Genomic DNA, 15,265 nt, shown 5'->3' on the forward strand with positions numbered 1-15,265 from the left:
TTATTCTGCAGGAACGGCCTTGGCCGCTGCTTTGGGGGAACTGGTGGGGGCGCCAATCCGGTAGCGTCGGTCAGACAGTGACATCAGGCCACCAAACACCATGATAAGTCCGCCTGCCCACATCCAGGGGATCATCGGTTTGACATAGAAACGCGTGATCCATTTGCCGCTTTCATCCTGATCACCAATCACGGCATAGATATCGCCGGTGAAACTTGAATGAATGCCTGCCTCCGTGGTGGGCATCCCTTCGACCGTATAGACACGTTTTTCAGGTGTCAGGACAAGGGTGCGTTCGCCCGGGGTGGTAATGGTGACGGTTGCCTGACGGGCAACAAAGTTTGGTCCCTGATATTCACGGATATCAGAAAGGGTAAAGGTATGGTCTGCGACATGCGCACTTTCACCCACGGCAAGGGACTGAACGGCTTCGTTTGTCCACGCCTGTGACCCGGTAATCCCGGCAACCACAATGGCAACACCGGCATGGGCCAGCATCGTACCATGCGCCGAGCGCGGAAGATTGCGCATCCGGCGCAAACTGACACCAAGCGGCTCACGCATAAGCTTGATCCGTCCGGCCCATTCAAGGATTGATCCGACAAACAGCCATGCTGCAAGCCCCATCCCGAACAGGGCAAAGGCCGGACCGCCTGACAGCCACATCGTAATCAGGACGATGACCACTGTGGCAGCCAATGCGATTTTGAGCTTGTTGAAAACGCCCAGAAGGTCGGCGCGTTTCCATGGCATCAACGGACCAAAGGCCATGGCAATGATGACCGGGGTCATGATCGGCACAAAGGTCGAATTAAAGAATGGTGCGCCAACAGAAATCTTTTCGCCATTCAGGGTTTCAAGCAACAGCGGATAAAGCGTTCCGAGCAACACCATGGCTGCGGCAATCGACAGAAGCACATTGTTGAAAACAAGCGCGCCTTCGCGCGAAATCGGCTGGAACAATCCGCCGCCCTTAAGGCTGGGTGCACGCCATGCATAAAGGCAAAGCGACCCGCCAACCGTAATGAACAACAGGAACAGGATAAAGACCCCGCGGGTCGGATCGGTGGCAAAGGCATGCACAGATGTCAGCGCGCCCGACCGCACAAGGAAGGTTCCCAAAAGCGAGAAGGAAAAGGCAAGGATGGCCAGGAAGATGGTCCAGCTTTTCAGCGCATCGCGCTTTTCAACCACGATGGCCGAATGCAGCAACGCTGTGCCGGCAAGCCAGGGCATGAAGGATGCGTTCTCAACCGGATCCCAGAACCACCAGCCGCCCCAGCCGAGTTCATAATAGGCCCACCAGGACCCCAGCCCGATCCCCGCAGTCAAAAAGACCCACGCCGCCAGCGTCCATGGACGTACCCAGCGTGCCCATGCCGGATCAACCCGGCCCTCAATCAGGGCAGCGACTGCAAAGGCAAAGGCAACCGAAAAGCCGACATAGCCCAGATACAGGAAGGGCGGATGAATGGCGATGCCCGGATCCTGAAGCAACGGGTTCATCCCTTCGCCATCAAGGGGCGGGTTGATCACCCGTTCAAACGGGTTGGATGTCAGAACGATGAACAGGATAAAGCCAACCCCGATCAGTCCCATGACACCAATCACACGCGCCAGAAGCGGCGGCGGAAGATTCCGCCCAAAGGCGGCAACCGCCCCGCCAAACAGGGTCAGGATCAGCACCCAAAGCAGCATGGACCCTTCGTGATTGGCCCAGACACCGGTGATCTTGTAGATCATCGGCTTGGATGTGTGGCTGTTTGACAGCACATTGAGAACCGAGAAATCGGATGCGACATAGGCATAGGTCAGCGCCAGAAAACTTGTGGCGACCAAAGCAAAACAGGTGATGGCCAAACGTGGCGCAACCGCAAGAAGCACAGGGTCCCGGCGCGAGGCGGCCAAAAATGGCAAGGTCGCCTGAGCAAGTCCGATGACCAGTGACAAGATCAATGCGTAATGTCCGATTTCTACAATCATTAGGTTCTCTCTCATGCGCCCGATTGCGAGATATAATCTCTGAAAACAGGCTTTGAAACCTTGCGGAATATCAAATATGCGCTATTTGCTGCACAACGCAGGGCAAAAATGTGGCAATAGTCATTACATATTATGCTCAAACAGGCTATAAAACCGCTGTCAGGTGGCAGATTGGTAGGCCAGAGGTCAACAACGTATGAGTCAATGTCCTGTCATTGACATAGCGCAGAAGGAAACCTGGGCGCGTCGCGCGACGACGGCTTCCATTGTCATTGCTGCGACTCTGATCCTGATCAAGGCTGTTGGCTGGTTCCTGACCGACTCAGTAAGCCTCCTTTCGTCCATGATTGATAGTATGCTTGATGTTGGTACGTCTGTGATCAACTTCATGGCCGTACGTTCTGCATGGCGTCCTGCCGATCATGACCATCGTTTCGGGCATGGCAAGGCCGAACCGCTTGCCGGTCTTTTCCAGTCTGCCTTCATGATCGGGGCGGCTGTTCTGGTTCTGGCCGAAGCTGCATCGCGTCTGAGCGCGCCAAAACCGATTTCCTTTGCCGTTGAAGGCATGTGGATCATGGCGGTTTCACTGGTGATGACCGTCGGTCTGGTGCTGTTGCAGCGCAAGGCTGTCCGTATGTCGGGCTCCGTCGCGGTCGATGCCGATTCCATGCATTATAGCAGTGATATATTGGCAAACCTTGCGGTCATTATTGCACTTTTTGCCGGAGTATCGGGCTTTGCCTGGGCCGATCCGGCGATTGGCGCGCTGGTGGCAAGTTTCCTGCTTTATGCTGCGATCAAGGTCGGGAGGAATTCGGTCAAGGTCCTGATGGATGCCGAATTGCCCGATTCCGACAGCCAGCGCATCATTGAGCTGACCATGAAAAATGCATCGGTGATTGGCATTCATCGTCTGCGGACCCGTTCATCAGGCGTGCATCGCTTTGCCGAGATCGAACTGATCATGGATGGCGGCATGTTGATGCGCGAAGCCCACACCATTTGTCATCAGGTGATGGACAGCATCCGTTCCGAATATCCTGACCTTGATATCACCATCCACCCGGAACCGCCCGAAGACATCCATCTTGATGAATTCAGCGGCTATACCGAGGATCCGGAATTCTGGCATACCGGGCGCGCCAAGCGTGCCGGTCAGCATGACATACCCGTTTCCAATTCGGGCGGCGAGATTGCCGCGATGGGGCGCTAGGACGCGCCAAAGAGTTTGCCTTGTTGGCGATAGCAGTTTCACTGGCGCAAAAAAGTGGCGGACCCTTTCGGGCCCGCCTTTTCTTCTTTGGTTTGCTGTGTCGGAACTCAGAGAACCGTAAGCATGCTTGCAACCAGCGGATGGCGAACAATGTCTTTGTCACGCAACTGGACGCAGGCGACATCTTCAACATTTTCAAGTCGTTCGGACATTTCCGAAAGACCCGACATTTCCGGCAGAAGGTCGGTCTGATCGGGATCACCGGTCAGGATCATGGTTGAATTCCAGCCAAGACGCGTGACCAGCATCTTGAGCTGTCCGTATGTGCAGTTCTGGGCTTCGTCGATGACGACGAAGGCATTGTTAAGAGTACGGCCGCGCATATATCCGATTGGTGCAATTTCGATGGTGCCATCGGAAAGATAGGTGCGCAGACGTTTGGTTCCGAGGCGATCATTAAGTGCGTCATAAAGCGGGCGAAGATACGGGGCCATCTTGGCTTCGACGTCACCGGGCAGGAAGCCGATATTTTCACCTGCTTCAACAGCCGGGCGGGCCAGAACGATGCGGCCGATATCGCCTTTATCAAGGGCTTCGACAGCTTTGGAGACTGCGATATAGGTTTTACCTGTTCCGGCCGGGCCAAGGGCAAGAACAAGGTTGAAGGCATCAATGGCCTCCATCAGTGCGGCCTGGTTTTCACTTTTCGGGCGGATGTTGCGGCGGTAGCTTTGATCGCGTTGTCCTTTCGGTTCTGCGGCTTCCCCCTGAAGCGGGTGCCAGTCAGCGTTCTTTTCATCGAACAGTTCATGGACATTGTTGTCGGACTGTTGCGGACGGTTACGACGGCGTGCTGCGCGCTTACCCATGACGATCACCTCATCAAATGTGCCAAAAAAGCAAAACGCGCCATTCCGTCATGGAAAGGCGCGCATTCAATTTTCATCTTGCGATGGAAGTGGCGGTAGGAGTTTCCGCCGGTCACAGCATGTTGCATGTGCGATCCGGGGGGCGAAAATTCTCGTTGTAAGACGCTTTTTCGCGGCACTCGGGAACTCCTCCTGCGGTCCAGTGATTGACCGTTAATTGGAATCGTACCCCTATATGCAGTGTCTTGTCACGATTTTTTGCGCGATTAAATTTTCGTGAATCTGGAAAATGAGTCTTTTCATATATTTATCCCGCATATGCGAAGGAACTTTTTTGTTCAACTCTGCGGTGTGGCGGTCATTCTGGTCGGAAGAGCCGCGCTGATGATCCAGCTGATGGTCAAAAACGCAATCGATGTCACAAGACACCCGACCAGCCCGCCATAGTAATAGGCAATACCCGAAAGAATGGTGCCGCTCAGGCGTCCGATGGCGTTGGACATATAATAGAAGCCGACATTCATCGCGACCTTGTCCCCCTCGGCATAGGCAAGGATCAGATAGGAATGCAGTGACGAATTGACCGCAAAGACAATCCCGAACACCAGCAAGCCGCCAAGAACGGCAAGTTCCGGGGCGAAGTCCTGAACGATGGCGGCGGCAATTGCGGTTGTCACCGCGATCAGGGCGGCAATCCAGAACCGGGCGGTTCTGCCATCGGGTTCATGGGATTGCGCGCGCAGCATCTTTGGGGCGATGGCCTGAATGAAGCCATATCCGATAACCCAAAGCGCCATGTAACTGCCGACTTCGATGTGGCTCCAGCCAAGTTCGGCTGCCAGAAAGACCGGAAGGCCGACCACAAACCAGATATCGCGTGACCCGAACAGGAACAGCCGTGCCGCTGACAGGACATTGATCTTGCGGTCGCGGGAAAAAACATCGCGGAATTTGGGCTTTATCTTGCCTGCCGGACCTGCCATCGCATCGCCAAGCGAAAGCGCAACCGCGATCAGTGTAATGGCAAGGCCACCGGCCATGGCAAGTAATGCACCGGAAAAGCCAAGCCCGGATAAAAGGGCGCCACCCATGAAAAACCCGACACCCTTAAGGGCATTTTTCGATCCGGTCAGAAGCGCAACCCATTTGAAAAGTGCCCCCTCGGCATTGGCAGGCACCAGAACCTTGATTGCCGATTTGCTCGACATCTTTGTCAGGTCCTTGGCGACACCTGATGCGGCCTGAAGCCCCATGACATAGGCGACCGAAACTGCCGGAAGCCAGTCCGGACTGGTCAGTGACAGGGCTGCAAGCGATGCGATCTGAAGAACCAGACCGCAATAAAGCGTAAAGCGCAATCCGCGTGCCTGTGCTACCCAACCGCCGACCAGATTGGTAACGACCCCGGCGACTTCATAAAGAATGAATAAAAGCGCGATCTCGAACGCGGAATAGCCCAGCGCATGGAAATGCAGCAGGACAAGCATCCGAAGCGCCCCGTCGGTCAGGGTAAAGCCCCAATAGGCCCCGGTCACCAGCGCGTAATTGCGGATTGCAGCCGACATCAATTGTCCCCTTACAGGCGTTGTGCGACTTTGGCAGCGAGATCAGCCATCCGGCAGACATATCCCCACTCATTGTCATACCAGGCCAGTATTTTGACCTGCCGTTTGTCGATCACCATGGTTGATCCGGCATCAATGATCGATGAGCGGGAATCGTTCAGGTAATCAACACTGACCAGCGGGCGTTCCTCGTAACCAAGGATCCCGGCCAGATAGGTTTCAGATGCCTCGCGCATCAGGCGATTGACGGTTTCAACATCGGTATCGCGCGCAACCTCGAACACGCAATCGGTCAGCGATGCGTTCAAAAGCGGCACACGCACGGCAATCCCGTTCAGTTTGCCCGCAAGCTCCGGATAGATCATGGTGATTGCGGTGGCTGAACCGGTGCTGGTCGGGATCAGCGATTGCAGGCATGAGCGCGCCCGGCGCAGGTCATTATGTGGCAAATCGACAATGGTCTGGGTGTTGGTCACATCATGAATGGTGGTAATCGATCCATGCACGATGCCAAGCTTTTCATGCATGACCTTGACGACAGGTGCCAGACAGTTGGTCGTGCAGCTTGCCGCCGTCAAAAGATGATGGGTCGCCGGATCATAAAGATCATCATTGATCCCATAGACGATATTAAGTGCGCCTTCCTTGACCGGGGCGGCGACAATCACCTTCTTCACTCCCTGATCAAAATAGGGCTGAAGTGTTTCGGGTGTTTTGAACTTGCCGCTGCATTCCAGAACGATATCGCAGCCCATTCCGGCCCAGTCGGTATTACCCGGTGTCGGATTGTCGCTAAATGAAATTCTGTGGGTCTGGTCAATCACCACCTGATCATCGATACAATCAACCCGGTTGGTCCAGCGCCCGTGAACGGAATCAAATTCCATAAGATGGGCCGCCGTTTTGGCGCCGCCCTTGATTTCATTGATATGAACGAAATCAAGGTTCGGGTGTCCCCATCCGGCACGCAGAACCAGCCGTCCCATGCGCCCGAAACCGTTAATGCCAACGCGAATTTTTCTGGTCATATCACTATCCTGAAATTTCCAAGGCTGTTGATGGCCCGTTACATGTTCGGGGTCTGGTTGGCCGGGGCGAACCAGCCACGTGACCGGTTGGCAATGGCGACAAGTGACAGCATCACCGGCACCTCGACCAGAACACCAACCACGGTCGCAAGGGCCGCACCCGATGAAAACCCGAAAAGTCCAATGGCGGTGGCAACAGCAAGTTCAAAGAAGTTCGATGCACCAATCATCGCAGACGGGGCGGCGATCCTGTGTTCAACGCCCAGAAACTTGTTGGCGACATAGGCGATTGCGGCAATGAAATAGGTCTGCAAAATGATCGGCACGGCCAGAAGGGCAATGATCATCGGCTGTGCAATGATCTGCTGGCCCTGAAAGGCAAACAGCAGGACCAGCGTGCTGAGCAGCGCAATCATCGAAAGCGGTTTGAGCTTTGCATCAAAGGCGTTGAAGTGATCAATCCCGCCCTTCATCAGATGACGGCGAATTGCCTGCCCGAAAATCACAGGGATTACGATAAAGGCGATGACCGATATCGTAAGTGTTTCCCACGGAATGGTAATCGCCGAGATGCCCAGCAAAAGCGCAACAATCGGGGCAAAGGCAAAGATCATGATCGTGTCATTCAATGCCACCTGCGTCAGGGTGAAATTGGCATCCCCCTTGGTCAGATGCGACCAGACAAACACCATTGCCGTACAGGGTGCTGCACCAAGCAAGATCAATCCTGCGATATAGCTTTCAATCTGGGCTTCGGGCAAAAGCGGGCGGAACAGAAACCCGATGAACAACCAGCCAAGAGCGGCCATCGTGAACGGCTTGATCAGCCAGTTCACGCCAAGCGTCACACCAATGCCGCGCCATTGCTGGCGGACTTCGTGCAGGGCGCCGAAATCAACCTTCATCAACATTGGCACGATCATCAACCAGATCAGGATCGTGACGGGAAGGTTGATCTCATAGGCTGTCAGATTACCAATCGCCTGAAACTGATCTGGCAAAAGCTGACCCAGAATAATGCCAACCACAATGCTGGCCGCGACCCAGACCGTCAGATAGCGTTCAAATAATCCCATGGTGCTTTTCTCTGATGCGCTGTTCATGCGTCCTCATGATCTGATATCTGGCCAATTTTATCGATTTCCTGCTGCAAGGACATCCGGTCCAGTGATTTGAATGGCAGGTTGGTAAAGACCGAAATCCGGTTGCGCAGCATGCGATAGGTATCGGCAAAGGCCAGACGTTTTTCGGCTTCGCTGCCGGTGGCGTCGGCCGGGTCGGGCACGCCCCAATGGGCTGTCATCGGTGATCCCGGAAAGATCGGGCAATCCTCATTGGCGGTGGCGTCACAGACCGTGAACACGAAATCAAACTTGATGATGTCCTGTTCGGAATAGACCTCCATCGCCTTGGAGGAAAAGGCATTCGTGTCATGGCCAAGACTTGTCAGCAGTTCCTTTGCATAGGGATGCACCTCGCCACGCGGATAGGATCCGGCGCTATAGCCAAAGAAGTGGTCGTGCCCTTCCTTCTTCAGGATGGCTTCGGCCAGAATGCTGCGTGCCGAATTGGCCCGGCACAGGAAAAGCACATTATAGGTACCGCCAGACATGTTTCCGTCCTTTGCAAAGACAGGTTGGATTAACAGCAATCGCCCTTGGTCGCAGGAGAAAGCCCACACAGTTCAGGTCGCCCCTGACAGCAGTCATCTGTCAGAAAACCAAGCAGATCGCGCATTTCTTCGGGCACGATCCGGTAAATCATTGATCGTCCGTCACGTGTCGCCCTGATCAGCCCGGCATTGCTCAATGTCGCCAGATGCGAAGACATTGTGTTGTGCGGGATACCGATCTGGCGCGCCAGTTCACCTGCTGCCATGCCGGTGTCTCCGGTCGTGGCAAGCAGTCGAAAAGCAGCCAGTCTGTGTTCCTGTGCCAAGGCGGCAAGCGCGGTAATTGCGTTATTTGTGTCCATATGTCGGGAAATATCGACATATCTGGGAAAAGACAAGTGACAATTCTGTGTCATCCGCCGTCCTCGACAGACAGGTATGGAGATTATTCAATATGTACAGTGCATTAAGGGATGTTGGAAAATATCTTTAAATAACTAGAAATATAGTTATAATGAATGCATGAAAGAAAAAGACATCGCACCTGCCTTTGCCGCACTGGGTCATGAAGCCCGACTGAAAATCTATCGTCAACTGGTCAAGGCCGGGCGGGATGGATTGAATATTGGCGAAATCGGTCGTTTGCTCGGACTTCCGGCATCGACCTTGGCCCATCATCTGGGCACGCTGGTTCAGGCCGGTCTGGTGACACAGGAAAAGCAGGGCCGCGAAACCCGCAACCGCGCCGATTTTGATGTGATGCAAAATATTGTCGGCTTCATTGCTGATGAATGTTGCAGTGGTGTTGATCTTTCCGTTCTGACATCCGCCGCTGAGGCGGAATAAACCAGCAGTAATTCAGGGGCTTGCAGACGCGGGTCTTTCATTTGCGATAATATAACCAATTTTCTAGGGATATAGATATGACTGCCCTGACCATGCAACTTCGCCGAATTGGTGTATCGGCCCGTCAAATTGACCGGGTTCTGTTGGCGGCCTTGGCCATATTGCTGGCGGTCTATTTGTTTGATCCCGCCCGGCTTGTGCCCAGTATCACCTTTACCCTTGATGCCTTTATCGGGACCGCGCCCTATTTGCTGCTGTCCATCGGGATCGCCGCCTATGCGACGGCAAGCGGGGCGGATAACCTGATTTCGCGCGCCTTTGCCGGGCATCCGGTGCGGATGGTCTTTACCGCTGCGGCCTTCGGGGCTTTGTCGCCATTCTGTTCGTGTGGTGTGATCCCGCTGATTGCTGCCCTGTTGGCCATGGGGGTTCCGCTTGCTCCGGTGATGGCGTTCTGGCTGGCGTCGCCTGTGATCGACCCGGCGATGTTCGTTCTGACCGCTGGTACATTGGGCACCGACTTTGCGGTGATCAAACTGGTTTCTGCCATTTTCCTTGGTCTGATGGGGGGCTTTGTCACCATGTGGCTGGTCGGGCGCGGTTTCCTGTCTGATCCCTTGCGTGACGGGGTCGGTAATGGCGGATGCGGCGGGGCGAAGGTCCGTGCCCCCAGGGATGTCGTCTGGAAATTCTGGCAGGATGGCGAACGGGTGATGAAGTTCCGCAAATCGGCCATCGCCAATGTAATCTTTCTGGGGAAATGGATGGCCTTTGCCTTTTTGCTTGAAAGCATGATGGTTGCCTATATCCCGGCAGAAAGCGTCAGCGGTTTGCTTGGTGGCGAAGGTGTCGGGCCGATTGCCATTGCAACCCTTGTTGGTGTTCCTGCCTATTTGAATGGTTATGCCGCCCTTCCGGTGATGCAGGGCCTGATTTCACAGGGTATGCAATCAGGGGCCGCAATGGCCTTTCTGGTGGCGGGCGGGGTTTCGTCGATCCCGGCGGCGATTGCGGTCTTTGCACTGGTCAAGAAGCCGGTTTTCGCCCTTTATCTGGCATATGCGCTGGCTGGATCGTTTGCAATCGGGGTTGTTTCGCAGGTTTGGCTGGCCTGAACATGGCAATACATGCCCGATATGACGAATTCACGGTGGCAATAGCGGTAAAAATCGCTACATTGCGCGCCAAGATTTCATATCGGATTAAAGTTGATAACCATGTCGATGATTGACCAGCAGGTATCGCGTCGCCGTACCTTCGCCATCATTGCCCATCCGGATGCGGGTAAAACCACCCTGACCGAAAAGCTGTTGCTGTTCGGGGGTGCCATTCAGATGGCCGGTGCGGTGAAGGCGAAAAAGGAACAGCGTGGCGCACGTTCGGACTTCATGAAGATCGAACAGGATCGCGGTATTTCCGTGTCTTCGGCTGTGATGACCTTCGAGTTTGAAAAAAACATCTTCAACCTGCTTGATACGCCGGGCCACGAAGACTTTTCCGAAGATACCTATCGCGTTCTGACCGCAGTTGATTCTGCCGTCATGGTGATTGACGGTGCGAAGGGCATCGAGGCCCAGACGCGCAAGCTGTTTGAGGTCTGCCGTCTGCGTGACGTGCCGATCACGACATTTGTAAACAAGCTTGACCGTGAAGCCCGTGATTCGTTCGAACTGATTGACCAGATCGAACAGGATCTGGCACTTGATGTGTCGCCGGTGACCTGGCCGATTGGCTCGGGCCGTGATTTCCATGGCTGTTACGATCTGGTCAATGATCAGCTTCTGTTCATGGAAAAAGGCGGCAATGTCGTCAAGGAAGCCATTCCGATCAAGGGGCTTGATGATCCGAAGCTTGATGAACTGATCCCGGATTACCTTCTGGAAAAGCTGCGCGAAGAAGTCGAAATGGTGCGCGAAATTTGCCCGCCATTTGATTTGCAAAGCTATCGCGAGGGGCATCTGACGCCGGTCTTCTTTGGTTCGGCTGTCAATAACTTTGGCGTGCGTGAACTGTTGCGCGGCATTGGCGAAATCGCACCGACACCGCGCCCGCAGGAAGCGGCAACGCGTCTGGTTGACGCGGTCGAGCCAAAGGTTGCGGGCTTTGTGTTCAAGGTGCAGGCAAATATTGACCCGAACCATCGCGACCGCATTGCCTTCATTCGTCTGTGTTCCGGTCATTTCAAGCGCGGCATGAAGCTTAAACATGTGCGTGCAGGCAAACAGATGGCGGTGCATAACCCGATGCTGTTCTTTGCCAATGAACGTGACATTGCCGAAGAAGCATGGCCGGGTGACATTATCGGCATCCCAAACCACGGGACGCTTCGTATCGGCGATACCCTGACCGAGGGCGAAGATCTTCGCTTCCGCGGTGTTCCGGCCTTTGCCCCGGAATTGCTGCAGAAAGTCCGTCTTGATGATCCACTCAAGGGCAAGCATCTTCAGCGCGCGCTTGAACAGCTTGCCGAAGAAGGCGCCTCACAGGTCTTTAAACCGATGATGGGGGCAGACTGGATCGTCGGCGTGGTCGGTCAGCTTCAGTTTGAAGTTCTGAAAGAACGCATCTCGGCCGAATATGGCATCAAGGTGCATTTCGAACAGACCCCGGCCTATGCGGCACGCTGGGTCGTCGGTGATGATCCCCTTGAAATCAAAAAGTTCCGCGATTCAAACCAGTCGGCCCTTTTTGAAGATCATGATCAGACGCTTGTCTTCATCGCGCGGAACGCCTGGCATCTTGAAACCACGCAACGCGACTGGCCGAACCTGAAATTCGAAGCCACCCGCGAACAGAATATGGTCGCTGCCTAGGCATGAACATGCCGGTTCAGACACACCAAAACAGGATGGCGGCAATCGACGGGTTGCGCGCCATCGCTGTTTTGATGGTCGTCGCATTCCACTATCTGGGTCGCTGGCCCAATGACTATACCGGATTGTCATTCGCGCCGATGTTCGAGTTTGGTTGGCTCGGCGTTGATTTGTTTTTTGTGATCAGCGGCTATTGCATTGCCATGACCGCCGAACGGACCGGATCACTTGCGACATTCTGGGGGCGGCGTTTCGGGCGGTTGTACCCGGCATATGTCGCCGGTGTATTTCTGACCTTTGCACTGGTCAGCTATTTCGGTCTGCCCGGCAAGGAAGTAACCGTTCTTCAGGCCTTGGGAAATCTGCTCTTTCTCAATGCTGTCGCCATGCCACCAGTCGATGGTGTCTATTGGAGCCTGATCGTCGAACTCAAATTCTACTTTATCTATGGCTTCCTGCTTTGCATCAGCCGTCGTCCATCGATCATTCTGGGCGGAATGGTTGGCTTGTTCTTGCTTGGACTTGGATTGCGCTTGGTCGGGATTGATCATTTCGACCGGATTATCCGGCCGGAACATATCATCCTGTTCCTGATTGGGGCGGCGCTGTTCTTTGCCCATACGCAGAATTCAGGTGCGCAACAACGCCCCTATTACCTGCTTGCCGTTTGTGCGTATCTCGCAAGTTTTACGACCGGGGCTTATGACGCTGTGGTGCCATATGCCGCCGTGACGTTGCTGGTCGGTATCATCGTCATTGCAACGCGACGGTTACCGGTTTTGAGCATCTTGTGGCCGGTTGGTCTGATTTCTTACAGCTGGTATCTGCTTCATCAGAATATTGGTCTGCTGATCATTCGTGCGGCGACCAATGCGGGGTTTGGCGATGCACTTGCCGTTGCCAGTGCCGTGACCGGAACGCTTGCTCTGTCGATGATGCTGTATTTCGTCTTTGAAAATCGCACCATGCGCAAACGGGCCAACCAGCTGTTTGAAAAGATATTCTCTATCCTCAAGCTAAACCGGTTGGCCAAACAGCCTGCGTAACGGCTACGACCATCAACTGATGAAATATCGGCCAAGTCCCACCAGAACCATCCCGACTGCCATTGCGGCAAACAGGTTACGTGCAAGGGCCATTGTGATGACTGTGGCTGCTGCCCCGGCAATACCGATGGCACCGGCCGAAAGCGCACTTGGCACCCAGACCGAAATCAGAACCGCACCGGGAAGACGTTCAAGCACATGCGCCCAGCGACCATGTTGCGGCAAACGATCCGCCATCAAAAGCCCGCCAAGGCGCATGCCATAGGTCACGGCGGCCATGCCAAGGATGGTCAGAACGGCTTCAAGGCTGAAACTTGTCAGATCAGGGAACTGGTTCATTTGCCGGCCTCCGGGCTGAGCGTAGCTGTGGTGCCAGTACCTTCTGGCGCGCCATAGGCATCGCGACCTTCAACCGCAATCTCGGCTTCAAGGCTGTCGTCATCCATATCCGGACGCCAGGTCAGGGCGGCGGTGACAACACCGGCACCGGCACCGGCCAAAATCGACCAGGTGCCGGGCAAGGTGTAATGTCCGATGATCGATCCGATGGCGGCAGCCACCCATGGCAGAAGGTCAACCTTGCCCTTCCACATGCCAATGGTCAGGGCCGCGAAAACAGCGGTAAAGGCGAAATCAAGTGCATAGACTTCCGGATCGGGAATGCCGCCACCCAGAAGATATCCGATCATGTTGCCTGCTGCCCAGACCACACCAAGGAAGATACCGCCACCGAGCAGAAATCCCGGATTGGCGAGATTTTCCTGGGTCATGGAGACGGCCCAGTTTTCATCGGCAACCATATGCATGCCGCAAATCTTGACCCAAAGCGGACGGCCTTTAAAAACCGGACGAAGCGATGCGCCAATCAGGATATAGCGCATATTGATCACGGCGGTTGCGACGATGATGGTCGCGGCCGGGATGGTTTCGCGCCACAGATCAACCGACACAAATTGCGCTGATCCGGCAAAGACCGTCAGGCTCATGAATAAAAGTTCGCCCAGCGACAGGCCGCGCTGGGACGCAAGAACACCAAGCACCGCACCAAAGATGATGGTGCTGGGCAAAAGCGGCAGACAGGCAAGTGCGCCGCGTCTGATGGTATCAGAGTCGAAATGCCCGATTTGGGCAGGTCCGGGGCGTGACATTTCCGACGTTTCCTGTTGGTTGTTTGCCGGTTCATTCGGGGCGACCGGCAATTTTGGTGGTGGGCGAGGAGCCAGATCATACAGGCTCCAATATGGTGCACAGGAAATAGGGCGTATTGGACGATATTGCTATTGGTGATTTCCTAGTCGCGTTTGGCGCCAAAATCCTCGATCAAAAGATCAAGAAACAGCTCTGCGACCGGATCAAGCTGCTTGTTGGAATCAAAGCTTGCCTGAAACAGTGCCTCGACAAAAAACTGATCGGGACGGATCGGGCGCATGCGACCGGCCTCGACAAACTGCTTTGCATAATGTTCGGGCAAATAGCCCAAAAAGGCGCCCGAAAGGATCAGCCGTGCTTCGGCTTCCATATCCGAAACCATGGCATGGGGCCGGGCAATCGCGAAATCCTTAAGGTCACGACCAAGCCAGAATTTCCGTCCGACAATCCGGAACCGGCGGATTTCGTCAATATCGATCTCGCTGTCAGGCTGGGTGTAAAGCGGATGATCAACCCCGCAATAAAACCGGTGCATTTCCGGATAAAGCGAAATGTAGCTCAGCCCCAGTACCGTTTTGGGAAAGGCACAGATACCGACCTGAATGGCGCCGGTCACGACTTCGCGCAGCAAATCATTGGGCGGATAGGTGACAACATTCAATGTTACATCCGGGGCCTTTTGGACAAAGCGCGCGATGGTTCGTTCGATCTGGCGTGCGCCGGGATCGGTGATGGTGTTGTCGGTCAGGCCAATGGTCAATGTGCCATTGAGCTTATCGCGAAGCGACCGCATTTTGGTCTCGTAATGCGCGACCGATTTAAAAAGGCGGTGGGCTTCTTCAAAGACGACCTGTCCTTCACGGGTAAGGGAAAATCCGCTGCGCCCGCGTTTGCACAGGCTAAATCCAAGTCTTGTCTCAAGGGCGGTGACATAACTTGAAATCGTGGAAAGTGACAGGTTGAGATCGCTTTGTGCCGCAGCAAATCCGCCAGCTTCGACAATGGTCAGGAAGATGCGCAAAAGCTTCAGATCGGTTTGTTCAATCGCCATGTCACGGGGGTCCGTATTGTTTACTTTGGAAAATGCCAAAGTAAAGTTCAGCATTACGTGATTTTTCCAGCCCGTGCAATTTGATCT

15 protein-coding genes are annotated in these 15,265 nt (G+C 54.6%); 5 read left to right on the plus strand and 10 right to left on the minus strand.

Annotation, left to right across the window (positions count from 1 at the left end; genetic code table 11):
- A complete protein-coding gene (locus TH30_RS05245; protein ID WP_114097028.1) occupies nucleotides 1-1,983 on the minus strand; it encodes a heme lyase CcmF/NrfE family subunit in 1,983 nt (660 codons plus the stop codon).
- 196 nt (nucleotides 1,984-2,179) lie between these two features.
- On the opposite strand from TH30_RS05245, the gene TH30_RS05250 reads away from it, so the two are divergent.
- Nucleotides 2,180-3,199 carry a cation diffusion facilitator family transporter gene (locus TH30_RS05250; protein ID WP_114097029.1) on the plus strand — a complete coding sequence of 340 codons (1,020 nt, stop codon included), beginning with the start codon at nucleotides 2,180-2,182 and terminating at the stop codon, nucleotides 3,197-3,199.
- Between the two features lie 107 nt (nucleotides 3,200-3,306).
- On the opposite strand, the gene TH30_RS05255 is transcribed toward TH30_RS05250, so the two are convergent.
- From TH30_RS05255 to TH30_RS05280, 6 genes are all read right to left on the minus strand, one after another.
- Nucleotides 3,307-4,068, minus strand: a complete 762-nt coding sequence (locus TH30_RS05255; RefSeq protein ID WP_114097030.1) for a PhoH family protein — start codon at nucleotides 4,066-4,068, stop codon at nucleotides 3,307-3,309.
- Nucleotides 4,069-4,406: 338 nt separating this feature from the next.
- A complete protein-coding gene (gene arsJ / locus TH30_RS05260; protein WP_114097031.1) occupies nucleotides 4,407-5,633 on the minus strand; it encodes an organoarsenical effux MFS transporter ArsJ in 1,227 nt (408 codons plus the stop codon).
- An 11-nt stretch (nucleotides 5,634-5,644) separates the two neighbouring features.
- Nucleotides 5,645-6,661 carry an ArsJ-associated glyceraldehyde-3-phosphate dehydrogenase gene (locus TH30_RS05265; protein WP_114097032.1) on the minus strand — a complete coding sequence of 339 codons (1,017 nt, stop codon included), beginning with the start codon at nucleotides 6,659-6,661 and terminating at the stop codon, nucleotides 5,645-5,647.
- A gap of 38 nt (nucleotides 6,662-6,699) precedes the next feature.
- Nucleotides 6,700-7,737, minus strand: a complete 1,038-nt coding sequence (arsB, locus tag TH30_RS05270; RefSeq protein WP_114097198.1) for an ACR3 family arsenite efflux transporter — start codon at nucleotides 7,735-7,737, stop codon at nucleotides 6,700-6,702.
- Between the two features lie 23 nt (nucleotides 7,738-7,760).
- On the minus strand, nucleotides 7,761-8,273 hold the full coding sequence (locus TH30_RS05275; RefSeq protein ID WP_114097033.1) for an arsenate reductase ArsC: 513 nt from the start codon (nucleotides 8,271-8,273) through the stop codon (nucleotides 7,761-7,763).
- Nucleotides 8,274-8,302: 29 nt separating this feature from the next.
- Entirely contained in the window at nucleotides 8,303-8,635 is a 333-nt protein-coding gene (locus TH30_RS05280) for an ArsR/SmtB family transcription factor (RefSeq protein ID WP_114097034.1), read from the minus strand.
- A 160-nt stretch (nucleotides 8,636-8,795) separates the two neighbouring features.
- On the opposite strand from TH30_RS05280, the gene TH30_RS05285 reads away from it, so the two are divergent.
- The 4 genes from TH30_RS05285 (at nucleotide 8,796) to TH30_RS05300 (ending at nucleotide 12,978) form a co-directional block, all read left to right on the plus strand.
- Nucleotides 8,796-9,119, plus strand: a complete 324-nt coding sequence (locus TH30_RS05285) for an ArsR/SmtB family transcription factor (protein WP_114097035.1) — start codon at nucleotides 8,796-8,798, stop codon at nucleotides 9,117-9,119.
- Nucleotides 9,120-9,196: 77 nt separating this feature from the next.
- On the plus strand, nucleotides 9,197-10,234 hold the full coding sequence (locus TH30_RS05290; protein ID WP_114097036.1) for a permease: 1,038 nt from the start codon (nucleotides 9,197-9,199) through the stop codon (nucleotides 10,232-10,234).
- Between the two features lie 102 nt (nucleotides 10,235-10,336).
- A complete protein-coding gene (locus TH30_RS05295; RefSeq protein WP_114097037.1) occupies nucleotides 10,337-11,932 on the plus strand; it encodes a peptide chain release factor 3 in 1,596 nt (531 codons plus the stop codon).
- Between the two features lie 8 nt (nucleotides 11,933-11,940).
- Nucleotides 11,941-12,978 carry an acyltransferase family protein gene (locus TH30_RS05300; RefSeq protein ID WP_181850155.1) on the plus strand — a complete coding sequence of 346 codons (1,038 nt, stop codon included), beginning with the start codon at nucleotides 11,941-11,943 and terminating at the stop codon, nucleotides 12,976-12,978.
- Nucleotides 12,979-12,990: 12 nt separating this feature from the next.
- Here the strand turns inward: TH30_RS05300 and TH30_RS05305 are convergent, their stop codons facing one another.
- The 3 genes from TH30_RS05305 to TH30_RS05315 all read right to left on the minus strand — a co-directional run bounded on the left by TH30_RS05305 (nucleotide 12,991) and on the right by TH30_RS05315 (nucleotide 15,178).
- Nucleotides 12,991-13,317: an AzlD family protein gene (locus tag TH30_RS05305; RefSeq protein ID WP_114097039.1), complete on the minus strand. Its 327-nt coding sequence runs from the start codon at nucleotides 13,315-13,317 to the stop codon at nucleotides 12,991-12,993.
- On the minus strand, nucleotides 13,314-14,126 hold the full coding sequence (locus TH30_RS05310) for an AzlC family ABC transporter permease (RefSeq protein WP_114097199.1): 813 nt from the start codon (nucleotides 14,124-14,126) through the stop codon (nucleotides 13,314-13,316). Before TH30_RS05310 ends, TH30_RS05305 begins: the two co-directional genes overlap by 4 nt.
- Nucleotides 14,127-14,269: 143 nt before the next feature.
- Nucleotides 14,270-15,178 carry a LysR family transcriptional regulator gene (locus TH30_RS05315; protein ID WP_114097040.1) on the minus strand — a complete coding sequence of 303 codons (909 nt, stop codon included), beginning with the start codon at nucleotides 15,176-15,178 and terminating at the stop codon, nucleotides 14,270-14,272.
- Nucleotides 15,179-15,265: the final 87 nt, after the last annotated feature.

The organism is Thalassospira profundimaris (assembly GCF_003326795.1).
Lineage (GTDB): Bacteria > Pseudomonadota > Alphaproteobacteria > Rhodospirillales > Thalassospiraceae > Thalassospira > Thalassospira profundimaris_C.